The sequence below is a fragment of the Lewinella sp. LCG006 genome (genome assembly GCF_040784935.1).
Taxonomy (GTDB): Bacteria; Bacteroidota; Bacteroidia; order Chitinophagales; family Saprospiraceae; genus Lewinella.
Genome location: NZ_CP160680.1, coordinates 1,909,728 through 1,931,577 on the forward strand (window position 1 = coordinate 1,909,728; position 21,850 = coordinate 1,931,577).

The window sequence follows — 21,850 nt, forward strand, 5'->3', positions numbered from 1 at the left end:
CTACGAACGCTTTATGCATCATCCCCATCCGTTTTATTTTTACAATTTTTTCGTCAAACAGAATACAATACTATCGTCAACTGTTATTTTCCGCTATATTTCCTATTAATAGGTTTCATTTAATTCTAAAATCGCCCTTTTCTTGTCTTCTGTTTTTTGTTCCGACTCGAGATATGCATTATATATTTTAGGATTATCTGCCAACAGCTCTCTAAGGAAGTTATTCGTTAAAACAGAAATTTTCCCGTTTGTCGTATCCAGTATAATGCCTCGTTTAGCGGTAGTTAATAAGGCTGTAACAGGACTGGCTTCTGCTAATCCAGCTACATTAGATAAATGATCTTCGAAGTATAAGAACTTTCCATAAGCCTCTGCTTTGATGAAATAACTGTCATAACTATATCTCGAAGCATGCATATAAATGTCTATCCCGTCAGAGATATACATCACACTTCTTTTTTCCCTTTCTAAGCTCTTTGTAGGGACATATCTATATCTTTCAGCTTTATTATAGTCAATTGGGTTTAATTCATTAATAAATGTATCAAGCGCTTGGTTACTACACAATCTGTTCAAAGAAGAATATAGCCCAGGTGAAGGTATGTTTTCAAGATTACAATTGGGCGAGTAGTTTTTTAAATCAATCTCATAGCCTTCTTGCTTTTCCCATTCACTTTGAGCAAACTGAGCTATGCAATTGAATAATGCACTTGAAATTCTATCACTATGACTTCCCGTCGCATCCAATTTCCTTTCTTCAATCTCTGCATAAAAACTCCCTAAAGAGTAATATACTGAATCAACTTTTTTTGCTATCTCAATAGTTATTCTACAAATTCCTGCTTCCGTGCTAAATGTAGTGACCTCTGACACATTAAACTCATGAATTATGCAACTTAAAACCTTTGATGCATCTCTTGGATTAATCATCTCGCCGATAAAGTCACCAACCGTTTCTTTAAAGTCCCCTTTTAGGTTTGCTAGCACTTTCCTGTTAGTTAGTCCTTTTTGAACATAACCTATGTTATCGATTACAAACCTTTTATCAATAATCTCATTGAACAAGAAATCAGTTGAAATTGGGGAATTTTGGTATCTTAAACGGATTTCGTGCCGCTTATTTTGACCAAAAAGCGGTAACACTAGAGTTATTAGCAATAACGAGAGAACTATTTTATTCATGGCGTCCATTACTTTATTTTAATTAGGGTAAATTAACTTGTTAGCAATCTAAGACCAAAATTATCAAGACTTTACCTTTCAGTCAAATTGCTTATTCATTATTGCATTCCTAACCTTTTTCTTACCATTGCAGCCAACTTTTTTTCGGATATGCGAGGTTCGCAGCGCAGCGAAGAAGCTTGTGCAGCACGGGCTTGCCCGAAAAACGTTGTCCAAGATGCGGAGCGAAGCGGAGTATCTTGGACAACTCTGGCTTGGGCGCAGGCCGAGGTACGAGGCTTGTCGCCCAAGCTTTGTTGGGCGAAATCCTAATAATTTATAATCTTATGGCTACTCATATATCCATTGTTTGAACTTATACAAACTATATTCAACCCCTTTCTCAGTGAAATACTAACAAAATTGGCCCCTTTCTGTAAAACCCAATTCGCATCATCTATCCTTCTTCCTAAAGCGTCATAAACGTCAATGTGTGAGTCAATTATTTCAGGTGTTTGAATTAACAATCTATTGGATCCTACAGTTGAAACCTTTACAAAATATTCTCCACCTGTCTCTTCGAATGTGTTTACAATACAATCAGGTGACTCATCTTTTTTGATAAATATTACTCGGTCATAGCCAATAGTAGTCGAGACATCAGTAACCGACGCAAGTATAAACAGCTCATTTTCTTCCGTAATCACAAAGTCTTCAAGTGTTTTGATTACACTAAGTTCTGACTCTACTACTACTTTTTCGCAGAGTATGATTCCTTCGTAATTTATCTCAAACAAGACTATCTCTGTTTGATACTCTGTATCAGCTTCTCTATCTCCCATCAGAAATAACCTATCATTTTGAGAATACAACCTAGCATCGTAAATATTTGAGTTACTCCCATATTCGTTCACCCAAATAACCTCACCACTTACATCAATTTTAGCTACAAATAAAGATCGATATCCATTATAAACTTCTCCACTTAAATATATGAAACCATCTTCTCCTAAAAGGACATCTCTACAAACTATAGATGATTGATAATCCAATAATCCTTGCCAAATTAGCTCACCATCTTTGTTCAGCTTATAGTAAACCGTTTCTAATTGTCCTGAAATTTCGTTGCTTTTGATTCCAAATCCCATCAAATGATTCTCATCTACTACTACTAACCTTAGACCACGTTCATTATCATTATCACCAAATGCTATTCTCCAGATCAACTCTCCGCTCGATGAAAACCTAGCCATAAGAAAATCTCTAGGCTCATATTCACTATCAACTTCCCAATAATCACCTGTGATGTATATATTACCTTCATCAACAATAAGATCGTTTACACTTCCGAAGAAATCATCGTATACCTCTGCCCAACTTTCCCACCCGGCAGTAGAATTGATACTTTCTATATATATATGTTGTTGACGGTTAAAGGAACCCAAAGTATTACCTGCTGCTAAATACCTTGTTGAATTCAATTGAGCTGCTGCACTTGGTATAACCTCTGTATCTAATTCAATTATTCTATCCCATAAGATATCTCCATTTTGAGAGACTTTTATAAAATAAGGTCTATGATCATCGAGTCCATCTATAAAGCTATCTGACCCTCCTACTATAAATACTGAACCATTATCATAAATCATTTCTGTAGCCCATTCTCTACCTCCCTCTGTTATTCGCAACTCATAAGGCTGACTTACTATCAAATTGCCAAAAACAATATTCATTGTGAATAAAACAAAGGAAATTAATAGTTTATGCATTGTTTCACAATTTAATCCTATGAATCTGAAATTTGACCATGAAATTAAAAGTACATATTCTATATTATTTCGCCCAACGTTTTTCGGGACATCCGAAGTTCGGAAATTTTCGGCGCAGCCGAGAAAAATTTTTGAATTTCCGCATGTCCCGTGTTGTGCGAGGTTCGCAGCGCAGCGAAGAAGCTTGTGCAGCACGGGCTTGCCCGAAAAACGTTGTCCAAGATGCGCAGCGCAGCGGAGTATCTTGGACAACTCCGGGCTGGGCGCAGTGCGAGGAACGAGCATTGTCGCCAAGCCTAAGTTGGCTGACGTAATTTTTTTTACATATTGGAGAAATATATCTTAATAGAGTGCACCCATTGAGACTTATCATCATATTCAAACAGCATCTTAATATCTCCTTTTTCAGTTATTGTGAAGTATAACTCTATAAATGATTTAGAGTAGCCGAATTCAGGATATTCATCTGACACTGCTTGAATCTCCTTTGCCATAGTAACTATTAGTTCACTCAACTCTTCACCAATACTACCCTGTAGTTCTGCATCTAGAGGCTTGGGAATAAAAGTAATATTCATAGAAGAAGCTCTTTCTTCTGACGAATTCTTTCTAGCTCCTACTTTGATTGGACCAATTGAAGCCTGGGCACCTATCCCAGCCGTTTTTTCTAGAACAACCTTAAGAGATACATCAAAACTTACAATTTCAACTCTTGCCTCTTGTAAATCTTCACTAGCCTCATTTACCGCAAGTTTAATCTCTGAAACAAGTTGGCGGGCACTTAGCATAATCAATAAGTTATTTTGAATGGATACATAATAGAATTGTAAGCAAGTAAGCAATAATTTCTTGCTTTTTCTTCGCGCCAAAGATACCTCATTTCTAAATCATGTTGCATAATGAATTGTCGATGTGGTCCATGGAATAGTACTTCGAACTTGTTTTTTAAGGTAAGTTTTAGAAACTTAATAAATGTGAATTTGACAAAATACTCAATAACAGCCTCAATGCTTATGTACCCATATCCAACTTCGTTTTTTTCATAACCTGTTAGTTTTTGTGCTATTTCTTTAATAACAAAGACTATCTCATCAGGTCGATTTGATAAATAAACATTCGTGTATCCAATCTGCCCTAGACCATATTTTAGCTTTTCGATCCAACGAATCTCATCAGCTTCAGGAATAATTGCAAAACTAAAGTCATTGTTCTTATACATATTTTTAATTACATCTGGATATTGCTCAATATTTAAGTCTCTACTATCATCAGGGAGTCCAATTCTAGTTAGAATTATTTTTTCAATATTACTTGATTTCTTTACTGAATATCTTATCAAGGCACCAATAACGTTTATCATCAGAAAAATAGAACAGATACTTCTTGACACTTTGGGAGCAGCGTAGCTTGTGGCTGGCTTTGGCCTCTTGTATAAAGGAGAAGTATCTATCAATTTTTCGGATAGATTAGTATTTCCATTTGCCACGCAAGTTGGTCCCATTTCTCCTAGAGGTGCAACACTAGATTTATCTAGTAATCTAAGTTCATCATCTACGGCCCCTACAGAAATAACTCCTTGAATGCGAGATAGACTATTGATTGAGTTTTGTTTTCGACCTTTATTACCTATTGCACAGACTACACATATCTTGCTTTCTAAGGCAATTTCGACTAATTTTTCAACAAGTCTATATGGATCTCTAGATCTGATAATCAAACTGAGATTAATAACGGTGACTCCTTGTTGAATATAAAAATCCAACGCAATACATAGGTTGACGTATAAACGACTAGCACTAGAAAACACATCCTCTACACCGAGTTCGAAGTGTTCAACTATTCGTTCTATTTCACCAGTACAATCTGATGGGATCAAATAGTAATTTAAGGACTTTAACGCGACCCCTTCATCTATTAAGTTATCACTTATCTCTTGTTCATTAAGATTAATAATTGTGAATTCCCTCATTTAACGTTTCTTAGTTTCTTGTCATTTATGTCAGCCAACGTTTTTCGGGACATCCGAAGTTCGGAAATTTTCGGCGCAGCCGAGAAAAATTTTTGAATTTCCGCATGTCCCGTGTTGTGCGAGGTTCGTAGCGAAGCGAAGAAGCTTGTGCAGCACGGGCTTGCCCGAAAAACGTTGTCCAAGATGCGAAGCGAAGCGGAGTATCTTGGACAACGGTCTCGTATAACCGTCAGTTACGGGTTAATATGCGTTATTTTTCGGTTGAACACTGAAGTTAGCAATTCCGAGTGGATTCGGACGTAGTCGAATCCGCCGTAATTGCGGTTATACATTGTTGGCATTTCGTTTTTATTCCAGTTTTAATTTCATTCCGTAATAGGCATTGATTAGATAAAGCACATTGATTAATGGTCCTATCATCATTGCTTGTCTCCAATCAATAATTCCGATAAATGTAATTAAGAAAGTTAAAAATGTAATTCCCGAAAGTGCTATTGCAGTCCATTTTAGCCATTTTTTTAGATAAATGTCAGATGAGTATAGCTTTAGAAGTCCACCTAAAAAAATCAAATTTCCAAATACGAAAACCACGGTTGCCATTTGATTTGCCATTTTGGATAATTCAAAGGATGTATTTTCATATCCACCAAGCATTATCGGATAGGTTGAAAGTAGAATCAGTTGCCCAACTGAAATTATAGTCCAGCTTATTTTCTTTAGATTAAAGGCAAAGTATAATGCACCAATAGCTATGAACGTCATAAAAAGAAATTCAACCTTCCAATGCATACCATAAATATCCCAATTTTCATTCACGTAATTATGTCTTTCCAATGGGTTGAGCGGTGCACTACTTGACAAATAGATATAAATTCCTATTGTAATATTTATCAATATGGAACCTGATATCCAAAATAGTTTTCCAAGTTTCATAATATTCTGTTTTAAATGAATGCCAACTTACTTATATGCGAAAGCCCCCCCTTTTTGCCGTACTTTTACAAACCCATCCTTTCAACGTACCAAACTCCACTTACTACTTACACAGTAATCGGCGCGGGCTTTCCTCTTTTCAAAAACGCCATTTTGCCATGTGGCCTGCCTAAGCAGTATGTCCAGTAGTATGCAGTGACTGCTTGCAGTCTGGAAAAGGGTGCCGGTATTGTGAATAATTTAAGCAGTATTCAGCTCCGGAAAACAGCAAAATAGCGATGATAATCAGCGTAGAGCCAGCGTGTTGGTCATCTTGAATAAACAAGGATACCGAAATGCAGGAAAAACAACAAGCATTCGGGTGAATATTCCCTAAGCCTGCGCCAAATCCCGAAGCGCATAAAGCTGCTCTATGTATTCCTCGGCGGCTTGAAGAATATAAGCTGCTTCCCAGCCTAGCTCCTGTCCCATAGCTTTGGCGACCCTGCCCGCGGCTTGTTGGGCGGCATCCCAATCGAGAATTTCCAGACGAATGCGGCGGGCCAGGAAATCCCTGACTGTGCCGGCCATCTCGTAGCGTGCGGCATAAACGGCCTCTCCGATTAAATAGGGATAGCCCTCCACCAGTGGGGTTTTCCAGGCTTCTTTTTCCTCCAATACACTCAGCAATAGTGTTGCGCGGCTACCGTAGTGCTGGTGAATGTGCTGGCAAGTATCCGCAGGAAGACCGCTGGCGGCCATGATCTTCTGCCAATCTTCCGGCACGAAGCCTTCTCCTCCAACCAGGATTTGTTGATCGGTGGTACAAGCTTTTGCTTGCCCGAGCAGGTGTTCTTCTACGTAGTCAATGGTGTCCTTGGCCATCAGGCGGTAGGTCGTCCATTTTCCTCCCAAAAGACTGATGAGGTTGGAGGTCTTATCGTGCTCTACTTCGTGGTCACGCACCAGGCCTTTGGTGCCTTTGTCGGGGTCCGAAGCGATCAAAGGCCGTAAACCTCCAAAGCCCGCCAGCACTTGCTTGGCATTTACCGGCTGGTCCAGATAGGGATTGAGGGTTTCTAAAAGAAAATCAATTTCAGCGGCTTCCAGCTGTGGTTCTTTTGCCAGCTCACGGTACTCGGTATCGGTGGTGCCCAGCATGAGTTTACCCTGAAAAGGGATCGCGAAAACAACTCTCCCGTCGGGTGTTTTGGGAATCAGCAAGGCATCTTCGCCCCCCAGTACTTTGTAGGGCAAGATAGCGTGCACGCCTTTGCTCGGGCGAATGCGAGGTGATTGGGCCTCATTGGCCAACTGGCGGATATGATCGGCATAAGGCCCAGTACAATTGATCATTACTTTGGCCCGAATGAGTAGCGTTTCCCCCGTATGTAAATCTTTGGCATGAGCCGCCGTAAGTTGCCCGGCATTGTTTTTCTCAAAACCCGTTATCTCCAGATGATTCGCCACCGCAGCACCCGCCTCGGCAGCAGTTTGGGCAATAGCCAAACAGTAACGGGCATCATCCAACTGTCCATCGTAATAAAGGACAGCACTGTGAATCTTCTCGGAAATACGCGGAATACGCTCCTTCACAGCCGCTTTGCTCAGCCATTTACTGCTAGGCAAAGTATCCTTGCCGGAAGCAAACCAACCGTAAATGGTAAGACCAATGGTGAAGTACAAGCCCTCTAGCCAACTAAAAACGGGCGTAATCAGTGCCAGAGGACGCGCTAAATGGGGTGCATTTTGCAGTACCGTATGACGTTCATCCAAACCGTGGCGAACTTGCGCGAGCTGGGCAAAATCAAAATTTTTAAACGCCTGCTCCAAATAACGAACACCACCGTGAATAAGCTTGGTAGATTTGGAAGACGTCGCTGCGGCGAAATCCGTTTTCTCCACCAGTGCTGTTTTATACCCCCGCAGTGCACTGTCCAATGCACAGCCTGCACCACTGGCTCCGCCACCGATAATTAAACAATCAAATTCTTCGGTGCGCAATTTTTCTAAATGGTTTGATCGCTTCATTTCAAGGGGTAATTTGTACCAGCAGGTCTTACTTTGCAGAATTTGTACGAAGATACGTGCATACGTGTCGGTTTAACAATAAGTAAAGGAGCATTGTTTTTCATTAGACATTCCAGACAATACCTAATCTTTCAGAAAAAAATGAAAGATATCAAAACCCTAGTTTTGTTACTTTTGTTGTGTAGACAGTTAAATCTAGTAAAATGCGTACTGACGACTTATTGCACCGGGGCTTAAAGATGGACTTTTTAAGTGCCGAAGAAGGGGTTTTTCTTTTGGAAAATGCCAGCACTGCGGAATTGATGCACGTAGCCCACCGCCTACGAATGCAGCAAGTACCTAATGACAAGGTGACCTGGATCATTGACCGAAACTCCAATACGACAAATGTCTGTATTGCAAATTGTAAATTCTGCAATTTCTACCGGCGCCCTGGTCACGAAGAAGTCTACATCACGACCATTGAGCAGTACAAGCAAAAAATTGAAGAAACATTTGCCTTTGGTGGCGAACAATTGTTGCTCCAAGGCGGCCATCACCCTGATCTGGGGCTGGATTATTACGTCAAGCTATTCAAAGAACTAAAAGCACTCTACCCCCAACTCAAGCTACACGCACTGGGGCCACCGGAGATCGCACATATCGCCAAACTAGAGCAAGCCTCGCACCACGAGGTACTCAAAGCCCTCCACGAGGCAGGGCTGGATAGCTTGCCTGGCGCCGGCGCCGAAATCCTGAGCGACCGCGTGCGTCGCCTGATTTCTAAGGGGAAATGTGGTGGTGAAGAATGGCTAGACGTGATGCGCGCAGCCCACCAGCTCCATATCACGACCAGTGCGACCATGATGTTTGGACACATTGAAACCAACCTCGAACGCATGGATCACCTGGTCCGTATGCGTGCCGTGCAGGCCGAAAAACCCGCCAATGCCAAAGGTTTCCTCGCCTTTATCCCCTGGCCTTTCCAGGACGAGGATACCATCCTGAAAAAAATCAAACGGGCCCGTAATACCGTGACGGGCGACGAGTACATCCGCATGATTGCTCTCAGCCGGATCATGCTGCCCAATGTGATCAACATCCAGGCGAGCTGGTTGACAGTGGGCAAGCAGGTCGCGCAATTGTGTTTGCACGCTGGCGCCAATGATTTCGGTTCCATCATGATCGAAGAGAATGTGGTGTCGGCCGCAGGTGCCCGCTTCCGTTTTACAGCCGACGGTATCCAGGAGGCGATCCGCGAGGCTGGTTATGTCCCTCAATTGCGCAACCAACAATACGAATACAGAGAACTGCCCGCTAATATCAAGCAGCAAGAACTGGATAAAGAGGCGATGATTGTGGATTAGAAAAAAATAACCAACTTTACAGGCCATATAAGTGAAAGTATGCTAAGCACCCACAACGTCAGCTTTTCTTTTGATTCCGCCGGGGGCACGTCCTTAAAGTTCCCGGATATCGTCTGCCAGACAGGGGAGCATTGGCTCCTCTTGGGGCAGTCGGGTAGTGGCAAAACGACTTTGCTACACTTGCTAGCCGGCTTGCGCACTCCACTCAGTGGCCATATCAAAGTGAATGATACGGTCCTCAATCAATTATCGGGAGCGAAGCTGGATCAATTTCGAGGGAAGGAGATTGGCGTCATTTTTCAACAATCGCATTTCTTACGGGCACTGACCGTAGGCGAAAACCTCGCACTGGCCCGACAATTGGTGGGACTACCCGCTGATAGCAACAAGATCAAAACCTTGCTGGAGCAGCTCAACATTGGACACAAGCTCCATGCACTCCCTAGTGAACTCAGCGTTGGAGAACAACAACGGGTCGCCATTGCTCGTGCCCTGGTCAATGACCCTACCGTGATTCTGGCCGATGAACCGACCTCTGCATTAGATGATATAAATACCGAGCAGGTGGTGGAGCTCCTCAAAACCCAAGCGAAAGCGGCCAATGCTACGCTGTTGGTGGTCACGCACGACAACCGTCTGAAAAACATCTTTGACCAACAAATCGAGTTATGAACCTGCTACGACTAAGTTGGAAAAACCTGACTTTCAAGCCCCTCTCTACCCTGCTGAGCATTGTGCTCTTCGCCTTGGGTGTCGGGCTGGTGGCCTTGCTTTTTTTATTGCAAAAGCAGGTAGAAGATAATTTCGAAAAAAACCTGGCGGGGATTGACCTCGTCATTGGTGCCAAAGGAAGCCCGCTGCAGCTGATTCTCAGCAGCATGTATCACCTCGACGCGCCTACGGGAAATATCAGTATCGCGGAAGTAAAGCCATTCCTCAACCCCAAGCACCCGCTCATCGAAACGTCTATTCCGCTTTCTTTGGGCGACAGCTACCGCACTTTTCGTATCGTCGGCACCACACCAAATATCCTCGATTTTTATGGCGTAAGCCTGGCCAGTGGCAAAGCCTGGGCGCAGAATTTTGAGGTAGTGATTGGCAATACCGTTGCGCAAAAATTAGGGCTCACCCTGGGCGCCACTTTTAGCAGTTCGCACGGCTTCCTCGAAGACGAAAACCTGGGGCATGAACATACGGCTTTCAAAGTAGTGGGCATTTTAGCCACCAGTGGCACCGTACTCGATCAGCTCATCCTCACGACCAACCAAAGTTACTGGCTCACCCACGAGCACGATGCAGCCAGCGAAGCAGCCCCCACGGAGGAGGACCACGCTGATCATGATCACGCCGATCACGATCACGATCATGCATCCCCTTCGGCAATCGTGCCGAGCCTCTTGGAAGAACCTGGTGAAAAAGAAATTACAGCCTTGCTGATCAAGTTCAAGGGTCGCAATTTTCAGGCCCTCAACATGCAGCGTAGCATCAACGAAAACACCGACCTGCAAGCCGCTACACCTGCTATCGAAATCAACCGCCTCTACAGCCTGATGGATACGGGGGAAAAAGCCTTGCGCATCTTGGCTTTCGTGATCATTTTCGTGTCGGGCTTGAGTATTTTCATTTCCTTGTTCGCTTCACTCAAAGAACGGCAGTACGAACTGGCCTTACTGCGGGTGATGGGCGGGAGCCGAGGTACCTTATTCACCCTCATCATTTTAGAGGGCTTACTCTTGGCCTTACTCGGCTGTGTGTTTGGTCTGTTGTTGAGTCACGGAGGCATGCAACTCTTCGCCGGAGCACTGGAAAAAGCTTACGGCTACACCTTCTCTGGCTGGACGTTTCTACCCCAGGAATGGTACCTGGTGGGAGGATCACTCTTGTTGGGCTTGGTAGCAGCCATTTTGCCCGCCATCAAAGCCAGCAGGACGGATATTTCGGAGACTTTGCTAAAGGGGTAGGTTATTAGAGTTGTTCTACTGAGACAAGTTTTGCTGCAAGCGGAAAATTTCATTCTGCACTTCGTTAGATTTTTCGCCGAATTCGCTTCGCGGCTACTTCGTGGTGCCCGCACCTGCCTGCCAGCAAGCTGGCCTTGCAGGCAGGTTCGACTACAAAATCTGCCTCGTTCAGAATGAAATTTTAGCCCTTTCGCTATAACAGCCCCCAGCAGAACAACTCTATTATAAGCAAGTGTAGAGAGGCCGTACTTTAACGTGAGGCTTTACTTTGCAGCGGGTTCACGACAAGTCTACCCTTCTCATTACCAGTAATTTGAATACCTACAACCTCACTATTCATCGTACTTGGTACAATATCGAATTTAGGGTCGTAAAAACCCCTGTACACTAAGTACCTCGTACTATGAGATTTTGCTCCCGCCAAAGCTCAAAAGTCAATAACATCCAAAGCAACAAGCCGTGGCGGTCGAGGCCGCTTTCGCGGTCATAGGCCAAAAGCTCTTTTATCGCCTTGGGTTCGAAAATGCCGCCTTCTCGGATGCGGTCCTCCCTCAAACGCTGTTTGGCCATGCGTCGCAGTTCGCCCTGAAACCAGTACCGAACGGGCACCCTCATGCCACTCTTGGGGCGCTTGATGATGGCATCGGGTACATCTTCGGCGAAAGCCACTTTCAGGATGTATTTTTCAATTCCTTGATACAGTTTCAAATTGGAAGGCATTTCCATACTGCTCGCAATTATTTTTTTGCTAAACAAGGGAGCATAGGGCACAAACCCGTGAGCCCCCAGCATCCGCTCTACTTTTGGCAAGATCAGGTGAGCGCCTTTGAGCTTGATGTTGATCCGCATCAGTTTATCCAAAAAAGACAAGCCTGGCACCTCAAAATAAGGCGTCAGTATGCGTTCCAGATCCGCTACTGGGTCGAGTTGCGCGAAAATCTCAGGTAGTAAGATTTGCTCCAGGTGCTGGTAACCTCGTCGGTAGGAAGCCAAATAAGCCCGTTCTCGTGATACGGGCTCGCCGTACCAATGGTGCAAAAGCATGGACATGTTCTTTGGGCCTCCGAAACAAGGGTCACCACCTTCGCCATTGAAAATACATGCTACGTGCTCCCTTGCGTAACGCGCCAGCTCAAAATTCGGTGCCGTGATGGGGTCGCCACTAGGTTCGTCAAGATGGCGGATGATCTCTGGCAGACGTCGAGCAAAATGCTGGGGCTTTATTTCTACCTCGTGGTGGATAGTCTGATAGCGATCGGCCACCAGCTTCGCGAAAGCATTCTCATTGGGATATTTCTTACCAAAATGAATGGAAAAGGTGTGGATAGGACGATGGTGAAGCTGCGCCACACGTGCTGCAATAATACTGGAATCCAATCCTCCAGAAAGAAATACACCTACTTCTTCTTTATGCTGTAGCTTCTGCTGAATGTCTTCATCTATTTCCTTGCGTAAGCGTTGTGACCAGTAGGGCAGGTCTTGGCGCTCGGATTTTGGAATATCAGTAAGGGTGAAAAAATCATCCTGTTGGACTTCTGGATCGCCATGGCGAAATTTAACATAGCACCCTGCCCGTAATTCCTTCACGCCCTTCAATAAAGTATGCTCCAGCGGCACGAAGCTGTAGGACAGGTATTGAAACAAGGCGGGTAAATACAAAGCAGCAGGTGCCAGTCCTCCCACTTTCACGCCCTTGGTTTCAATCGCAAAAGTGAATACACCTTCTTCCAGTTGATAGTAAACCGTTCGTTGTCCAGCGGCATCGCGTACCAGATAAAGGACGTCACGGGCCACAATAGCCAACACAAAAGCTCCGTGCAGTTGCTTGACAAAAGCGATGCCTTGATCTTGAAACAAACGCCACAACTCAGCAGCTGACAAAGGGGAAAGGGTTGTTGTCAATACCTCTCCGGCAACCACAATACCGCAGCCATCTTGCTGGTAATAGCCACTGCTTGGCGCCTGCTGGGCATCGCTTTCGTTGATACCCACTCCGAGGTGCCATGCACCCTGTGCGAGTACGTGTCTGGTGTCGCTTCCTCTGGTCTTCAGTACTTCATACTGTTGGTGCAGTATACGCTGATCAGGGGAATTATTGCCGAAAATGATTGCCATAAAACAAGTGTTGGAATTTTCGGTGGTATTTGGCTAAACCGTTGCAAAAAGTATATTTTAGCCAGCATGTTAACCAAAATCATCTCCGCCCCCATCATCATCTCCATTGAGCGCATCGTCGAGGCCACCGAAAAGAACAATGGTAGGCAGAGTAGTATCTTCCATAGGGTCGTTGTCAATGATGATTGGGCCGCCGCTATCGGTATCAAAATCGGTGGGCTGTGTGGCGCGTTGCAGGATTCGTCGGATCAGACTGGTACTCAACAAATCCAAAGGTTTTTGGGCTACTTCTTGAAAAGGATGAAGACGCTTGTGATTTACAAAGTCTTGCTCACTCAAACCCAGGTCTAGGACCTTTTGCCCCTTGAGGGCGAATTTGGTGGTCATGTTTTTCACGATGGTCACCCCATTGTGAAGAAGATAGACGGGAAGATCACTCCGCTCCGCCAGCAAACGATTGGCCTGCTCGTGTAAATAGGACGGATAGGCACTCTGGGCTATAATAAGCAGACGAAATTCTGTGTGAAGCTTATTTTTTACCAACAGATCAACATAAATATCCTCATCTACGATGAGTATGCCTTCTACGCCGTAGTCGTAAATATCTTTTTCCGGCGCAGTAGCTGGAGGAGTAATGAGTGTAGGTTTGGATAAGAAAAGATGTTCCTGTTTTTCGGCTTTTGGGTACCATTGGTTCCACAAGCCCCTGATCTTGTTTTCAGGTGGAGCCATCGATGGAAACAGCCGCTTGCCAAACATCCCCAACAAACCAGCTCCTATGGCAAAAAAGGCGGCCAAAAACAGCGATTCGCTTAGATTATAGACAACCGCTCCTGCCGCTCCAGCAAGTACTGCGGCCAAACACCCACTCGGAAAAAGTGGGCGATGCACAAATAAAGTGGCATAAAACTGATGGAAGGTAAAATACTGGGTGCCATTTTTACTTACCCGCCGCAAGGCCGTAGCGAATTTCCCGTCGGTATACCCATCTCTCTTGGGATCCACCACGAAACGGTACTTGCATTTCCCGCAAACCATTCCGCTGCGGTAGGGTTGGTTATAGCTGCATTTAGGACACTTCATGGGTCAGGTAGGTTCTGTTGATCATAGGGTGTTCTTCGTGGGTAGGCCCAAAATCAGAATCAGGGTGGAAAGCAATGACACGCAGTGCCTCGTCACCGGTCTTAAAACTATGCTGCCCGCCTGCCGGAATGACAAAAGACAAGCCAGGATACAAAGAATGGCTGCCTTCGGGCGTCATACATTCCCCCGATCCACTGACGATGATTCCCGCCCGTAAAGACGGATGCGTATGCTGACTCTGGAAAGTATGTGGAGGAATATGCAGCAAATTCAAGCAAGCATCCCCCTTGATAACAGGAGGGACGAGCAAAGAATCTGTACAACCATCAATATAGCGCAAGCGGCCTTTCTCTTCTACAGGTCCACCAAGATGAAAGAAGGCCTTTTGTCCGGTTTGGGTAATCAACAAACCGGTGCCATTTCCCCTCAAAGTCACCTCCTGATCAGCTGAAAAATACATGCCTGCCTGAAGCACAAAATCACCACTTTTAGTGCTTAACTGAGCGGTCCCTGTAGCAATATACCCCCAGGTACTTTGGTCTTGGTTGCGGGTTGTTACCTTGAGTACTCCACCCTGCCAAATCGCCATCGTTACCAGTTGGTTTCCGTGCTCTATTTCAAAAGACAAAGCGCTATTCGCGAGGGGTATAAAATTATTCTTAGCAAGCATGAATTAGCAATATTAATCAGAAAACCAAGATAATCGATTTTCGTCAACATGTTCGTTTCTTCTTTCCTTACCGGAACTTCTCCTTTCTCATGATGGTTGAAGTAGCAGCAAGTAAGATAATCTCGATACAACAATTCTTACCCCTTATGCGTATAATAAATGATTACAGACGAAAGATACTGAGATGAAAAATGCATACATGGTGGAGTTTGAACTCCCGGAAGAATTTACAGAAGAATTTATGGCACTCATCCCTCGTCAAAGGTTTATGATCAACCAGATGCTGGCCGATGGAATTATTCAAAACTACAGTCTCTCCCTGGACCGTTCTCGCCTCTGGGCAGTGATGGTTGCGGAAAGTGAATTTGCACTCATGGAAGAAATTGAACGGATGCCACTGATTGATTATATGGTGCCCGATATTTCCCAATTGATGTTCCACAACTCCTCCATGGAGGTTATGCAGTTTTCGCTGAACTGATAACACTCCTTTTGAGGAGGAAAAACGTCTTTATGCGGTATCATGCTGCATAAAGACGTTTTTTTTGTGCTAAAATAAAGCAGAACATACTGTTATCAATTTCAACGTTGAGTAGAATTCCAATTTTTATAATATATTGCTCAATATTATACCCGTTACTAAGTGGTCTGGGACATTCTCACTTGTCCTTTTTTGCTCTGACTGCGTTAAAAAGCCTCGCCGAAGCTTAGGCTTCGCCTACGTTTTTCGCCTTGGCAGAGCAAAAAATGACGTTGCGATAATATTCCCAAACCACTTAGTGCCGGGTATAGTTTTCGCAATTTACACACTTCTCTTTTCTGCGCCTCTTTGACAAATTAGAAGTAGTCGGCTGCCGAAGGCATAATTAATTTACAACCTCCACTTTTAGTAAAAAAAGCTCTGACAATGAGCTTAAAAACGAAAGAGGAATGTTGATTTTCGAGCAATGCTCAATGTTTTTTCTTGGCAAGAACATGGCGTAGTATAAAGTAGAACAAGCCTTTTGGTAGTAGGTCGCTCTTTCTAATTAAATCTACGCTTAAAATGAGAAACCCATCAAGTAACTTTTCCCAACTTCTCCTTTGTATTCTTTTCATAGGTATAATTTTCCTTTGCTGTGCGATACCAGCAACAGCACAAATCTACCAGGAACTCTCGCAGGACACTAATCTCACCTTTCAAGAGATTGTCGACATCTCCGAACGACATTTTGAGAAGACAGGAAAGGGCAAAGGCAAAGGATACAAGCAATTTCAACGGTGGAAGTATTGGGCCGAACGCAATTTGGATGAACAGGGGAGCGTACGAAGCCAGCGACAAGCGCTGGACGCTTATCTCGATTTTGTTGATAAATCCTCATCAGCTCCGGCAAAATTTCTTGGTTCCTACACCGAGTTAGGACCACAATCCGCGATCAATACTTCTACTTGGTCTTCTGGTCTCGGAAGAGTGAGTGCCATAGGCTTAGACCCCAATAATGACAATCATATTATTGTCGGATCCCCAACTGGAGGCATCTGGAAAACGATGGATTTGGGCACAAGTTGGACGCCCATTTTCGATGATCAAGCACTGATCGATGTGTACGCGTTGGAGATATCTCATGGCAACCCCGATCATTATTGGGCAGGGCTGAGTGACGGCCTTGTCAGAAGCTTGGATGGTGGTTTATCCTGGTCGCCTGTTTCAGGGGTTTCGGCAACTGCTCTTTACAATACCATCGTGATGCATCCCGCCAATGCAGACGTCATTTTTGCAGTGTCGCAATCAGGCCGAATTTATAAGTCAACGGATGGTGGGGAAAATTTTTATACAGTCCTTGTTCAAAACGAATCCTTGTATGACTTGGAATTCCATCCAGTCAATTTGAACATTATCTATGCATCAGGCAATGACGGCGTTTACAAATCCACGGACGGAGGAGAAACTTTCACAGAAATCACCAGCGGCCCGTGGAGTGGCATTGGTAACAAGGCCATCATGCTGGCAGTGACCCCCGCAGCACCTCAGCGTATCTACGCTTTAGAGGAAATAGATGGAGGATTTAATGCCTTGTATCTTTCTCAAAATGCAGGAGCCAGCTGGATTACCCTCGCCAACAATGCCTGCGATTGCAACAACATCATGGGCTACGACCAGGATGACAGCGGCGGACAGGCCCCGCGCGATATGGACATTGTTGTCTCCCCTGTAAATCCTTCTATTATTCATGTCGCCGGCGTAGAAACCTGGCGATCTACCAACGCAGGACAGAGCTGGAACAAAACCACGGCGTGGAATAATCCGAACGGATCAAATTTTATTCATGCGGATATCGATCTCTTGATTTATGATGGCCAACGAATCGTAGCGGGTACCGATGGGGGAATTTATTATTCAACCGATGAAGCAGATAGCTGGACAAATATTACGCCCGGACTAGGCATTAGACAGTTTTATAGAATCGGCGCCGCACGCACAGAGATCGATAGGGTCTCTGGAGGATCGCAAGATAATGGTACTACCGTGTTTCGCAATGGCAACTGGTACGACTGGCTCGGGGCCGATGGCATGGAAACATTTATCGCTTGGGATAATGACGACATTATCTACGGAACTTCTCAAAACGGAAGCCTCTATAAATCACTCAATGGAGGAAATAGCCGGATGTCTATCACTGCCCCTGGCGGTAGTGGAAATTGGGTGACGCCTTTTGAACAAGCTGTCGGCCAACCTAATCTAATTTATACCGCTAGAACAGAACTCTGGAAAAGTACGGATGGCGGAAACTCCTGGCTTGCTATTTCTGATTTGAATATGACGAACAAGGCCGACGAACTAAAGATTGCTCCGTCGGATCATCAATACATTTACCTTGCCTATGAAAATAGATTGTACATCACAACTGATGGAGGGGCGAATTGGACCTCTTCTAATCTGCCGGGATCCAGCGTGAATTACATCACGGTTCACCCTAATCATCCAGAAAGACTGATCGTCGTGATTTCAGGGAGCTCTTCCAAAGTGATGGAAAGCTTAGATGCCGGGGTTACCTGGACCAACCTTACCGCTAATATTCCCTCCGCAGTGGGAATTGAATGCGCGGTTTATGATGAACTCAATAACGAAGGGGTATTTATAGGAGGGAATCCAGGAATCTATTACACGGACGCTACCAGCGACGTCAACTGGGTAAATCTTTCTGATAATCTCCCAAACGTGCGAATAGCTGAACTGGAGATTAAAAATCAAATACTCTACGTCGCTACTTATGGCCGTGGTTTATGGAAACGGAGTATTCTTTGTGATGGCAGCTTGGAAGGACAAGCCTGTAACGATTTTGACGCCTGTACCGAAAATGACGTTTTTGACGCCGACTGTAACTGTACCGGAGCACTGGTTGACGCCGATAATGACGGTGTATGTGACGAAACGGACGCCTGCCCGGGAGGAGATGATAACATAGATGGAGACCATGACGGCATTCCTGACTTCTGTGATAACTGTGCGGAGGATTGCCCCGACGCTGACTGTGATAGTGTCTGTGATGCAGATGATATTTGTCCGGGAGGAGATGATACCAGAGACATGGATAATGATGGTATTCCTGACTACTGTGATCCGTGCGACGAACAAATTGGGCTTCCCTGTGACGACAACAACCCATGCACCAACGATGATACTTATGATAGTGATTGTAACTGTATAGGCACATTTCAGGATACAGATGGTGATGGCATTTGTGATAGAGATGATGTATGCCACGGTGGGGATGATACATTGGACAGTGATGGGGATGGTATTCCCGATCACTGTGATAACTGCGGGCTTAACGAAGCCGTAACGATAACGTTGGTATTAACCTTAGATGACTACCCCCAAGAAACATCTTGGGAGGTGACAAATGCTACCGGAGAAGTAATCGTCTCCTCTTACGGAACTTACGCTGATTGGCCTGATGGAGCAATCGTAACAGAATTAATTTGCCTACCTCTAGGATGTTATGAGTTCACCATTTTTGACTCATACGGAGATGGATTGTGTTGTAACTACGGAATCGGAGGTTACGAGTTATTCGATGCGTCGGGAGTACTATTAGCTATAGGATCAGATTTTGACTCATCTGAGAATACTTCTTTTTGTAATACCTGTGATGACTTTGGAGGTGATACCGATGACGATGGGGTATGTGATGTACGAGACCTCTGTCCTGATATGGATGACGCCTTGATCGGCACCCCTTGTGACGATGGCGACCCCTGCACCGCCAACGACCTGTACGACACCAACTGCAATTGCGCAGGCACCTTCACAGATGCGGACAACGACGGCGTTTGTGATGCAGACGATGTGTGCCCCGACAACGACGACAACCTCATCGGCACCCCTTGCGACGATGGCGACCCCTGCACCACCAATGACTTGTACGACACCAACTGCAATTGCGCAGGCACCTTCGCGGATGCCGACAACGACGGCATTTGTGATGTGGACGATGTGTGCCCCGACAACGACGACAACCTCATCGGCACCCCTTGTGACGATGGCGACCCCTGCACCACCAACGATGTGTACGACACCAACTGCAATTGCGCAGGCACCTTCGCAGATGCGGACAATGACGGTGTTTGCGATGCAGACGATGTGTGCCCCGACAATGACGACAACCTCATCGGCACCCCTTGCGACGATGGCGACCCCTGCACCACCAACGACCTGTACGACACCAACTGCAATTGCGCAGGCACCTTCGCAGATGCGGACAATGACGGCGTTTGCGATGCAGACGATGTTTGCCCCGACAACGACGACAACCTCATCGGTACCCCTTGTGACGATGGCGACCCCTGCACCACCAACGATCTGTACGACACCAACTGCAATTGCGCAGGCACCTTCGCAGATGCAGACAATGACGGCGTTTGTGATGCAGACGATGTGTGCCCCGACAACGACGATAACCTCATCGGCACCCCTTGCGACGATGGCGACCCCTGCACCACCAACGACCTGTACGACACCAACTGCAATTGCGCAGGCACCTTCGCAGATGCGGACAACGACGGTGTTTGTGATGCGGACGATGTGTGCCCCGGCAACGACGACAACCTCATCGGCACCCCTTGCGACGATGGCGACCCCTGCACCACCAACGACCTATACGACACCAACTGCAATTGCGCAGGCACCTTCGCAGATGCAGACAATGACGGCGTTTGCGATGCAGACGATGTGTGCCCTGGCAACGACGATAACCTCATCGGCACCGCCTGCGACGATGGCGACCCCTGCACCACCAACGACCTGTACGACACCAACTGCAATTGCGCAGGCACCTTCGCAGATGCAGACAATGACGGCGTTTGTGATGCAGACGATGTGTGCCCCGAAAACGACGACAACCTCATCGGCACCCCTTGTGACGATGGTGACCCCTGCACCGCCAACGACCTATACGACACCAACTGCAATTGCGCAGGCACCTTCGCAGATGCGGACAACGACGGCGTTTGTGATGCGGACGATGTGTGCCCCGACAACGACGACAACCTCATCGGCACCCCTTGTGACGATGGCGACCCCTGCACCACCAACGACCTGTACGACACCAACTGCAATTGCGCAGGCACCTTCGCGGATGCGGACAATGACGGCGTTTGTGATGCGGACGATGTGTGCCCCGGAGGCGATGATAACCTCATCGGCACCCCTTGCGACGATGGCGACCCCTGCACCATCAACGACCTGTACGACACCAACTGCAATTGCGCAGGCACCTTCGCAGATGCGGACAATGACGGCATTTGTGATGCGGACGATGTGTGCCCCGGAGGCGATGATAATTTAGATGTCAATAACAATGGAGTTCCAGACGATTGTGATGTATCTACTACTCAGTTCCCATCCTTAGAGGAAAAATCTCTCAGGATTTTCCCTAACCCAGCAATTGACCTACTCAGGTATAGCTTTGATAGTAAAATGGGCAAGGATTACCACATCAGTATTAAAAACATTCTTGGAGCAACCGTTTTACAAATGGATTTCAAAGGCACGGGAAACACAATAACGGGACAAATTCATGCTCAGTGGACTCCTGGATTGTATCTATTTATACTGCAGAGTGACAGTGGATTAAATCTTCAACCAGTCATTATTCAATAACTACAAAACCAACTACCCCACACTGAGAGGTAGAGATGCAGGCAGAATGATCCTGAAAACAATAACGGGGCTCCACAAGATGTGGAGCCCCGTTATTGTTAAAAATGCAGGATTCCGAAAAAAAACACCATCCACTAAACCTTTTTTGTAATTGAGGAGTTTTTAGTTGCGTATGCAACCAAAAAACATATTTTTGCGAAATTCCACTGAATTAATTGACCCCCTCTTGTTGCTAACCATCCGCCTAGGGAGAATCGTCATGGGGAGGATGTACGACAAACTCAACAAAGAGGACCAGCACCTGATGGGCCCTCACTTGGGGGTGTTGTCTGATTTGTACCAAAAAGACGGGGTACGTCAGCAGGATTTAGCCATATCTAGTTTCAAAGACAAGGCTACTATCACCCGGTCGCTTAAGCTTTTGGAGCGAGAGGAATTGGTATTGAGAACAGCTGATCCTATCGACAAACGCACCAAACGCATCTACATCACCCCCAAGGGGCGTAAGGTATACCAAGCGATTTTACCTCTTGGGCAGGAAACCATTGCAGAAGCCAAGGCGGGCATTGCCGAGGAGGAACTAAAAACCTGTGAGTCTGTTTTGCAAAAAATGTACAACAACTTAAGTAAATAGTTGCACACACAACTTGTTCAAAGAAATTAAAATCCAAGCATTGCTTGTTTTACAAAT

The 21,850-nt window shown here is 45.4% G+C and carries 15 protein-coding genes; 6 read left to right on the forward strand and 9 right to left on the reverse strand.

The genetic code is table 11. The annotated features are described in order from the left end of the window. Positions 1–105: 105 nt before the first annotated feature. The 6 genes from AB0L18_RS06405 to AB0L18_RS06430 form a co-directional block, all read right to left on the reverse strand. The gene (locus tag AB0L18_RS06405; protein WP_367391756.1) at positions 106–1,182 is read right to left on the reverse strand and encodes a hypothetical protein; all 1,077 of its coding nucleotides are present in this window, start codon (positions 1,180–1,182) and stop codon (positions 106–108) included. Positions 1,183–1,490: 308 nt separating this feature from the next. After that, positions 1,491–2,930: a hypothetical protein gene (locus AB0L18_RS06410; protein ID WP_367391757.1), complete on the reverse strand. Its 1,440-nt coding sequence runs from the start codon at positions 2,928–2,930 to the stop codon at positions 1,491–1,493. Between the two features lie 320 nt (positions 2,931–3,250). Then, on the reverse strand, positions 3,251–3,718 hold the full coding sequence (locus tag AB0L18_RS06415) for a hypothetical protein (RefSeq protein ID WP_367391758.1): 468 nt from the start codon (positions 3,716–3,718) through the stop codon (positions 3,251–3,253). Between the two features lie 2 nt (positions 3,719–3,720). Further along, positions 3,721–4,899: a S8 family serine peptidase gene (locus AB0L18_RS06420; protein ID WP_367391759.1), complete on the reverse strand. Its 1,179-nt coding sequence runs from the start codon at positions 4,897–4,899 to the stop codon at positions 3,721–3,723. Between the two features lie 348 nt (positions 4,900–5,247). Beyond that, positions 5,248–5,832, reverse strand: coding sequence for a hypothetical protein (locus AB0L18_RS06425; RefSeq protein WP_367391760.1), 585 nt, complete (start codon positions 5,830–5,832; stop codon positions 5,248–5,250). A 372-nt stretch (positions 5,833–6,204) separates the two neighbouring features. Beyond that, positions 6,205–7,842, reverse strand: coding sequence for a glycerol-3-phosphate dehydrogenase/oxidase (locus AB0L18_RS06430; RefSeq protein WP_367391761.1), 1,638 nt, complete (start codon positions 7,840–7,842; stop codon positions 6,205–6,207). Positions 7,843–8,045: 203 nt separating this feature from the next. Here AB0L18_RS06430 and mqnC point away from each other — a divergent pair, with 203 nt between their 5' ends. Genes mqnC through AB0L18_RS06445 form a run of 3 tightly spaced genes read left to right on the forward strand, consistent with a single transcriptional unit; the run spans position 8,046 to position 11,149 of the window. Beyond that, positions 8,046–9,188 carry a cyclic dehypoxanthinyl futalosine synthase gene (mqnC, locus tag AB0L18_RS06435; protein WP_367391762.1) on the forward strand — a complete coding sequence of 381 codons (1,143 nt, stop codon included), beginning with the start codon at positions 8,046–8,048 and terminating at the stop codon, positions 9,186–9,188. Between the two features lie 39 nt (positions 9,189–9,227). Further along, positions 9,228–9,860 carry an ABC transporter ATP-binding protein gene (locus tag AB0L18_RS06440; protein ID WP_367391763.1) on the forward strand — a complete coding sequence of 211 codons (633 nt, stop codon included), beginning with the start codon at positions 9,228–9,230 and terminating at the stop codon, positions 9,858–9,860. Further along, a complete protein-coding gene (locus tag AB0L18_RS06445) occupies positions 9,857–11,149 on the forward strand; it encodes an ABC transporter permease (RefSeq protein WP_367391764.1) in 1,293 nt (430 codons plus the stop codon). The genes AB0L18_RS06440 and AB0L18_RS06445 overlap by 4 nt, the downstream gene beginning before the upstream one ends. 387 nt (positions 11,150–11,536) lie before the next feature. Here the strand turns inward: AB0L18_RS06445 and AB0L18_RS06450 are convergent, their stop codons facing one another. The 3 genes from AB0L18_RS06450 to AB0L18_RS06460 all read right to left on the reverse strand — a co-directional run bounded on the left by AB0L18_RS06450 (position 11,537) and on the right by AB0L18_RS06460 (position 15,017). Beyond that, the gene (locus AB0L18_RS06450; RefSeq protein ID WP_367391765.1) at positions 11,537–13,264 is read right to left on the reverse strand and encodes an asparagine synthetase B; all 1,728 of its coding nucleotides are present in this window, start codon (positions 13,262–13,264) and stop codon (positions 11,537–11,539) included. Positions 13,265–13,333: 69 nt separating this feature from the next. Continuing rightward, positions 13,334–14,347 carry a hypothetical protein gene (locus AB0L18_RS06455; protein ID WP_367391766.1) on the reverse strand — a complete coding sequence of 338 codons (1,014 nt, stop codon included), beginning with the start codon at positions 14,345–14,347 and terminating at the stop codon, positions 13,334–13,336. Beyond that, positions 14,334–15,017: a cupin domain-containing protein gene (locus AB0L18_RS06460; protein ID WP_367391767.1), complete on the reverse strand. Its 684-nt coding sequence runs from the start codon at positions 15,015–15,017 to the stop codon at positions 14,334–14,336. The genes AB0L18_RS06455 and AB0L18_RS06460 overlap by 14 nt, the downstream gene beginning before the upstream one ends. A gap of 184 nt (positions 15,018–15,201) precedes the next feature. Between AB0L18_RS06460 and AB0L18_RS06465 the strand changes: the two genes are divergently transcribed. The 3 genes from AB0L18_RS06465 to AB0L18_RS06475 all read left to right on the forward strand — a co-directional run bounded on the left by AB0L18_RS06465 (position 15,202) and on the right by AB0L18_RS06475 (position 21,793). After that, positions 15,202–15,498 (forward strand): muconolactone Delta-isomerase family protein, encoded by a 297-nt coding sequence (locus AB0L18_RS06465; RefSeq protein WP_367391768.1) that lies wholly within the window; start codon positions 15,202–15,204, stop codon positions 15,496–15,498. Between the two features lie 564 nt (positions 15,499–16,062). After that, the gene (locus tag AB0L18_RS06470) at positions 16,063–21,159 is read left to right on the forward strand and encodes a hypothetical protein (protein ID WP_367391769.1); all 5,097 of its coding nucleotides are present in this window, start codon (positions 16,063–16,065) and stop codon (positions 21,157–21,159) included. Between the two features lie 193 nt (positions 21,160–21,352). After that, a complete protein-coding gene (locus AB0L18_RS06475) occupies positions 21,353–21,793 on the forward strand; it encodes a MarR family winged helix-turn-helix transcriptional regulator (protein WP_367391770.1) in 441 nt (146 codons plus the stop codon). The last annotated feature ends 57 nt before the right edge of the window (positions 21,794–21,850 follow it).

Excerpts from the sequence above, each read along its gene's own strand:
- AB0L18_RS06405 (WP_367391756.1), bottom strand. The coding sequence starts at position 1,182 with ATGAATAAAATAGTTCTCTCGTTATTGCTAATAACTCTAGTGTTACCG.
- AB0L18_RS06410 (WP_367391757.1), bottom strand. The coding sequence starts at position 2,930 with ATGCATAAACTATTAATTTCCTTTGTTTTATTCACAATGAATATTGTT.
- AB0L18_RS06415 (WP_367391758.1), bottom strand. The coding sequence starts at position 3,718 with ATGCTAAGTGCCCGCCAACTTGTTTCAGAGATTAAACTTGCGGTAAAT.
- AB0L18_RS06420 (WP_367391759.1), bottom strand. The coding sequence starts at position 4,899 with ATGAGGGAATTCACAATTATTAATCTTAATGAACAAGAGATAAGTGAT.
- AB0L18_RS06425 (WP_367391760.1), bottom strand. The coding sequence starts at position 5,832 with ATGAAACTTGGAAAACTATTTTGGATATCAGGTTCCATATTGATAAAT.
- AB0L18_RS06430 (WP_367391761.1), bottom strand. The coding sequence starts at position 7,842 with ATGAAGCGATCAAACCATTTAGAAAAATTGCGCACCGAAGAATTTGAT.
- mqnC (WP_367391762.1), top strand. The coding sequence starts at position 8,046 with ATGCGTACTGACGACTTATTGCACCGGGGCTTAAAGATGGACTTTTTA.
- AB0L18_RS06440 (WP_367391763.1), top strand. The coding sequence starts at position 9,228 with ATGCTAAGCACCCACAACGTCAGCTTTTCTTTTGATTCCGCCGGGGGC.
- AB0L18_RS06445 (WP_367391764.1), top strand. The coding sequence starts at position 9,857 with ATGAACCTGCTACGACTAAGTTGGAAAAACCTGACTTTCAAGCCCCTC.
- AB0L18_RS06450 (WP_367391765.1), bottom strand. The coding sequence starts at position 13,264 with ATGGCAATCATTTTCGGCAATAATTCCCCTGATCAGCGTATACTGCAC.
- AB0L18_RS06455 (WP_367391766.1), bottom strand. The coding sequence starts at position 14,347 with ATGAAGTGTCCTAAATGCAGCTATAACCAACCCTACCGCAGCGGAATG.
- AB0L18_RS06460 (WP_367391767.1), bottom strand. The coding sequence starts at position 15,017 with ATGCTTGCTAAGAATAATTTTATACCCCTCGCGAATAGCGCTTTGTCT.
- AB0L18_RS06465 (WP_367391768.1), top strand. The coding sequence starts at position 15,202 with ATGAAAAATGCATACATGGTGGAGTTTGAACTCCCGGAAGAATTTACA.
- AB0L18_RS06470 (WP_367391769.1), top strand. The coding sequence starts at position 16,063 with ATGAGAAACCCATCAAGTAACTTTTCCCAACTTCTCCTTTGTATTCTT.